This window comes from Novosphingobium naphthalenivorans NBRC 102051 (assembly GCF_001590985.1).
Classification (GTDB): Bacteria; Pseudomonadota; Alphaproteobacteria; order Sphingomonadales; family Sphingomonadaceae; genus Novosphingobium; species Novosphingobium naphthalenivorans.
The window spans coordinates 1-5,827 of record NZ_BCTX01000053.1; the positions used below are offsets into that span (position 1 = coordinate 1).

Below are 5,827 nucleotides of genomic sequence, written 5' to 3' on the forward strand. Positions count from 1 at the left end.
CGCCCAGGCGTCCGCATAGGCGTCGTAAACCGCTACCTGGTCGGGGGTCAGGCAATGCTCCAGAATCTCGTACTCGACTCCGGCAAATGAAAGGGCCCTCGCCGCATACAGCCCCAGTGACTTCAGATCGCGCGCGACCAGTTCCATTGCAGCGATACCGCCATCGCGGATGTCTGCGACGAAGGCTTCACGATTGGCAAAAGCCGTCTCGGGACCCCACAGGCCAAGACGGGTGGCATAGGCGAGATTATTGACGTCGGATGCCCCGGTCGCCGATGCGTAGAGCACGCGAGCGCGCGGCAACAGATTCTGGATGCGAACACCGGCAATGCCCTGTTCCGATCCTTTGACCTTACCACGTGAGCCCTCCCCGCCTGCGGCGTTGGCCATCGCATGGGCTTCGTCGAAGACGATGAGCCCGTCGAAGTCCTCCCCTGCCCATTCGAGAATCTGATCGAGGCGGGTCGCGTCGCTTCGACCCGAACGGAGTGTCGGATAAGTCACGAAGAGTATGCCCTCGCGCATCCCGATCGGGACACCGAGCTTCCATTGGCCAAGGGGCTGGACGTCGATGGGAAGGCCGCCGAGCGCGCTCCAGTCGCGGCGGGCATCTTCGAGCAAAGCTTCGTTCTTGGAAATCCAGATGTGGCGCCGTTCGCCCCTCACCCACCGATCGAGGATGACGGAAGCGACCTGCCGTCCTTTCCCTGCACCAGTTCCGTCACCAAGAAAGTAGCCCATGCGGTAGGCGTGCCCCTCGGCGCTCGCCTTCAAGGCGCAGCCCTTGTCGTCGGGCTCAAACCGTCCCGGCAGATCGCGGGCATGCGCGCTTGCGGCATAGATCAGGGTCTCGGCCTGCGCAGCGGATAGGGCGCCCCCAGCAATGAGGCTCGACGGAAGCTGAGGCACCACTTCGGGCACGGGTGCGGTTATCGAACCCATCGCAACGGATTCGACTAGGGGGGTCGGATGCGGGACAGCATCTGCAATCGAGATCCGGCTCGGCCGGTAGGGCAAATAATGCCCAACCTGGCTTTCGATCGGCGCAGGTGCTTCGAGCGGAGTAAAATCAAGCGGCAGGATCGACGGCGCCGCATCGGTTGGATGGACCTTAAGTGGAACTGGTTTCGTCCTGTTCGCCACCAGTCGAAGCGGCAAGGCTGGCTTGGTGCCGATGCTGGGTTCGGCGGGCAGGCTTACCCGGTCAGGGAGCATATCGATCAGCAAATGAAGCTCGGCAAAGTTTGCCGGCTGGGCGATGATCGGGCTGTTACCATCCTCAGCCTTGTCGAGAACCACGAGCCGGGTTGAGATAGAGGTGCCGTGCTTGACGAAACCGCGCTCGATCGTCGCGTTGAGACGCAACGAGACGGGACCGGCGATCCCGACAAGAAACTTCGGAAGCTCGAACCATTCGGGCATCACTGCGACCAGGCGGCCACCGGGCAGAAGGCGCTTCCAGGCAGAACGCAAGTGCCGATCGCCAGTGCGACTATCGTGGCCCCTCTCGATTCCGTGTGAATAGGGCGGATTCATCAGCACCACGCTTGGCCCCACGTCGGGCGTGAGAAGTTCGTCGATCAGTTCCCCGTCAAATCCCGTGACTGTCGCTTCCGGAAACACAGCGCCCAGACATTCGCGGCGCAGCGGCGATATCTCGTTGAGAGCGAGACGCGCCGCTGCCTTTGCCGCCCATACGCTCAGCATCCCGGTCCCGGCCGACGGTTCGAGAACCAGTTCAGCGGCAGAAATCGCGCATGCCTTTGCAGCCATCCAGGCCAGACGAGGCGGCGTTGCGAATTGTTGCCACTCGATCTGCTCGTCGCTCCGGTTGGACTGGGTCGGGACCAGACCTTCAAGGCGCGTGAAAGCCTCATCGGCAAAGCTGGATGACATTGCAGGTGAGAATTCAGTTGCCTGCGCCAGGAATAGCACCTGCGCCAATTCAAGTGCTGCATGGGCATCGCGTACGGACCAGCGTCCTTCGGCGTCGCTACCGCCGAAATGATCGGCCATTGTTGCATTCACAGTGAGCCGTGAAATTGCTTGATCTGCAGCGAGCCGCGCGGCCAGCGCCCTCGCCGCTGCCAACACTTGCGGCTCGGCGGGATCGGAGAATGCGAAAGCGGTATTTGCGTGTGACATGAGAGACCTCCTGAAGAGGCCCTGGGTTTGTCCGGGTGTCCGTTCGGATGGATCCGCCCGGGGGCCTCACAAGGCCCCAAGCCCGCTTTCCTCTCACCGACATTCAGACCGCAGCTCGGACTGAGCGCATGAGCACATCATTCCAGTCGTCGCCGGTTAGCTCCGGACGCCTGGTAACAATCAGCCGCCCTTCGCAAGCGTAGGCCTCTCGCGCACGCTCTTCAGCAAGGTGCCCGCCCGCATCATTGTCGACAAAGAGATACAGCTGGCGCACCGATTCCGGGATTGCGGCCAGGCCGAAGCGTTCGTTTCCCAGCGTCGCCCAGCAGGGAACATTGAATATTTGCATCGCGGAGAGGGCCGTTTCGTTTCCCTCTGCGAGGCCAAGGCGTCCCCCATTCGGGTACGCGAAACGCACCGCCCCAGAACCGGGGCTGCCTAACGCACGCCTGGGCTGATCGAAAGAAGCCAAGCTGGTTTTGTCGAGGTCAAGGAAGGAGCGGTGCAGCGCCAGAATTCCTGCATCATTGCGCACGGCCGCCACCATCGCGGGTAGAAACCGGACAGCACCCTTTGGCCCCAGCGGCATATGCGGGTGGAAACGCAGCTCCGGCGAAGAAATCGTGATGCCTCTGGACACGAGGTACTTCTCGGCGGGGCTGCCAGCGATGGTCGATGCCTCACGCCAGAGCCTCAGCGCATTGCGATTGGCGACTTCCTCGCGCGGTTCGGCCACGATCGGACCACTCGTGCCATCGAACAGGTCCGCAATTCGTATTCCGAGCCCGGCCATGGCTTCTATCACCGCCTCGTTCGTGCAGCCGGCAAAGCAATGAACAAGAATTGCGCGCTTTCCGAGTGTGATGCTTAGCGAAGGAGTGCGATCGTCGTGGGCCGGGCAGCAGCACATTCCGCGCGAACGCGACCAGGCACCGCCCAGCTGCTCGACTATCTTGCGCGCGCGGTTTTCCAGTTGCAGACCTTGGAATTGGGATGATCGGTGTTGGTGCATGGGGCATCTCCATCGTAACGTGCCTCCACCCGCGCAGCCTCCGCTCTGCGTCGCTGACGTTTCATTTTCCTACATCACATGTTCTATATATGTTCTTTCCCGATTCGACCACCAAAGGATTCGGGAATGAGACTGAAATGGGCAGTAGTTGCAGGGGCAACGACAGGACTTGGGTCCGTCCTCCCCGCTCACGCGCAGGAGATGGAGCCCCCTCAGATGACCGTTGCCTCGGAGTTGACGACCGACGGCTTCCGCGTTGCAGAAGGGGCTGATGGCTTCCTTCTCGTCGAACATGGCATTTGGAGAAAGCCTCCAACGATCTGGTCCGAGCCGCCGGCTACCGATACGGGTCGAACCTATCTGCCCTATCGATATCCAAAGCCCCAAGGCAGCGCGCCATCGGGATTCCGTCGGGCAAGCTACCTTCCTCATGTTTACGCTGCTGAGGCTCAATACTCGCTACCAAGCGGCCTTCTCGACGCTCTTGTATGGACGGAATCACGATATAATCCGATGGCCATCAGCAAGGCCGGGGCCGCAGGTTTGGGGCAATTGATGCCAGGGACAGCGCGGGACCTTGGCGTTTCAAATCGCTTCGATCCCAAGGCGAACATCTTGGGTGCGGCCCGATACCTACGCCAGATGCTGGACAAGTTCGGGGTGGTTCATCTGGCCCTCGCTGCCTACAACGCAGGTCCAGGAGCCGTCGAGCGCGCAGGCGGTATTCCTCGCAATGGCGAGACGCCGGCCTATGTGCGCGAAGTGCTGCGCCATTGGCGTTTTTGAAAGGGGGAGGTTGTGAGCGCGGGTCGAATACGCGTATCGGGGACATTAAGCCGTGGCAGGCGCGGAATGATCCTGACTACTGCTGCTGACGATGTCTGGATTATCGAAGGCGATGATGTCGGTGAGGACTTCATCGGATATACAGTGACCGTTGACGGCGTTGTCGCGGGCATGGATCGGATACGCGCCGACTGGCTTGGGGTGGAGAGTCATTCTTCCTGACTGTCCTGCGGCGGATACTTCGCGACGAGCAGTAGAACCTCCCTGCCCCACAGCGCGAGAGCTTCGCGTTTTTCATTCGTGTACTGATGCCGATGATAGACCCCGGCGACACCAGCCATTGCCGAGCCGGACTGATGATTGAGAACGGCCTCTGAAACGACCAGCGGTATTCCAATCCTCTGCAGTCCGGTCGCCACCGTCCGGCGAATGTCATGCATGGTAAAATGAGCGGCTTCATAGCCGAGTTTCTCGTCCACGCTTGCCCTTATCCGCTTCCAGGCCTTTGACAGCCCACTGACACTGTTTGTGCTGGTGACCTTGGATGCCAGTAGAATTTGGGATTGCCTGTGAGCGTCTTCAGGCGCGATCCCGGCGGCCGCGAAGATGTCGGTGACGACCTCGAGGGCCTGTGCGGATAAAGGCACCACATTTGCCTTGCCGTTTTTCGCTCTATCTCCTGGTACAGTCCAAACTTTCCCCTTGAAGTCGAATTCGTCGCAAGTGGCGTCGAGCACCTCTCCCCGGCGCTGGGCCGTGAGAATCAACATCTGCACAAGATGACCAAACGGATAGCCATCCTCGACGGCGGCTTGCCACAGTGCAGCGACCTCTCGATCGCTGAGCACCCGGTCGCGAGGCTCGCTCCTTTTTGGGCGCCAGGCGTCCCGGCACGGATTGGCTGGCAAATGTTCAAGTCTGGTGAGCGCCCATGAGTAGAACGTCGAAAGGTGCCGATAAACGATGCGAGCCATCGTCAGGGTTTCCTTGCCCCGCTCAAATGCGATCTTCTCTACGAAGCGGCTGACGTCGCTTCGGGTGATCGAATCGGCGAGGCGGTCGCCTAGCTCAGGTTCGATGTACTTGCGGAAAACCCGGTCGAACTCATTCGCGCTCCGCTTTTTGCCAACGATCTGTTGAGCCAGATATGTCTCGTATAGCTCGGCGACGGTGCCGACACCCTTCGATCCCTTCTTCTTTGCTCCCGGCTTTCTGGCGATGCTTTTGCCTTGCTCAACGTCGACGAGCAGGTCCCGCGCCTTCCGACGGGCGTGTGCAAGAGTGAAATTCGGGCCATGCCGCCCGATAGTCACGTTCAACCATTTACCTTGAACGCGCTTACGCAAGATATACGTTTTGGTGCCGCTCGCTCCCATTCGGAGCCGCAGACCGGTCACGATGCCATCAGCGACCTCAATTTGCCCGCTTGCAGGCGCTTTCAAACCTGCGATCCGAGCATCCGTCAAACCAACTTTGTTCGCCATATGTCCCTGCTACCTTAGGTAGCTTTTTATAGTGGATACTGGCGAACATTTCAAGAACAATGCGGACTATGAATCGCGGATTTCAGCCATTTTTGGACGCATGCGGAAGCGCAAGGACCCTCTGATTTCAGCTCTTAATCAGCGGGTCCTAGGTTCGAGCCCTAGTGCGTCCACCACCCCCCACCACCGATCATGATGATAACGCGCGGATCAGCGCGCGGCGTCCGTCGCCTCGCCCTGCGGGGAACCGCTTGCCGCGATTCGGGTGTCGATATCCGCTGCCGCCTCGCTGATCCTGGCACTCGCCGCGTCGTAGCGTTCGTCGAAGTCCGGCTGACGCTTGCCGCAGGCGGTGAGAGCCATGGCCAGCGTCAGCGCGAGTACGATCGGGCGCAGCGGT

6 protein-coding genes and 1 tRNA gene are annotated in these 5,827 nt (G+C 60.4%); 3 read left to right on the forward strand and 4 right to left on the reverse strand.

Features of this window, described 5'->3' with window-relative positions; genetic code table 11:
* Together NN5_RS16520 and NN5_RS16525 are read right to left on the reverse strand one after the other, a co-directional pair.
* The coding region (locus NN5_RS16520; protein ID WP_373280342.1) for a strawberry notch-like NTP hydrolase domain-containing protein at positions 1-2,016 on the reverse strand (2,016 nt) is incomplete at its 3' end.
* Between the two features lie 232 nt (positions 2,017-2,248).
* Complete coding sequence (locus NN5_RS16525) at positions 2,249-3,157, reverse strand: DUF7146 domain-containing protein (protein ID WP_067735712.1); 909 nt, start codon at positions 3,155-3,157, stop codon at positions 2,249-2,251.
* Positions 3,158-3,283: 126 nt separating this feature from the next.
* Here NN5_RS16525 and NN5_RS16530 point away from each other — a divergent pair, with 126 nt between their 5' ends.
* Entirely contained in the window at positions 3,284-3,943 is a 660-nt protein-coding gene (locus NN5_RS16530) for a lytic transglycosylase domain-containing protein (RefSeq protein WP_013832718.1), read from the forward strand.
* 12 nt (positions 3,944-3,955) lie between these two features.
* Positions 3,956-4,165 (forward strand): DUF5818 domain-containing protein, encoded by a 210-nt coding sequence (locus NN5_RS26350; RefSeq protein ID WP_276308679.1) that lies wholly within the window; start codon positions 3,956-3,958, stop codon positions 4,163-4,165.
* On the opposite strand, the gene NN5_RS16535 is transcribed toward NN5_RS26350, so the two are convergent.
* The gene (locus NN5_RS16535) at positions 4,153-5,427 is read right to left on the reverse strand and encodes a tyrosine-type recombinase/integrase (protein ID WP_067735715.1); all 1,275 of its coding nucleotides are present in this window, start codon (positions 5,425-5,427) and stop codon (positions 4,153-4,155) included. The two genes, NN5_RS26350 and NN5_RS16535, sit on opposite strands and share 13 nt — an antisense overlap.
* Before the next feature lie 94 nt (positions 5,428-5,521).
* On the opposite strand from NN5_RS16535, the gene NN5_RS16540 reads away from it, so the two are divergent.
* Positions 5,522-5,603, forward strand: a tRNA-OTHER gene (locus NN5_RS16540).
* Positions 5,604-5,637: 34 nt separating this feature from the next.
* Here the strand turns inward: NN5_RS16540 and NN5_RS26355 are convergent.
* On the reverse strand, positions 5,638-5,827 hold a 190-nt coding region (locus NN5_RS26355; RefSeq protein ID WP_067735718.1), incomplete at its 5' end, for a hypothetical protein.

Excerpts from the sequence above, each read along its gene's own strand:
- NN5_RS16530 (WP_013832718.1), top strand. The coding sequence starts at position 3,284 with ATGAGACTGAAATGGGCAGTAGTTGCAGGGGCAACGACAGGACTTGGG.
- NN5_RS16525 (WP_067735712.1), bottom strand. The coding sequence starts at position 3,157 with ATGCACCAACACCGATCATCCCAATTCCAAGGTCTGCAACTGGAAAAC.
- NN5_RS16535 (WP_067735715.1), bottom strand. The coding sequence starts at position 5,427 with ATGGCGAACAAAGTTGGTTTGACGGATGCTCGGATCGCAGGTTTGAAA.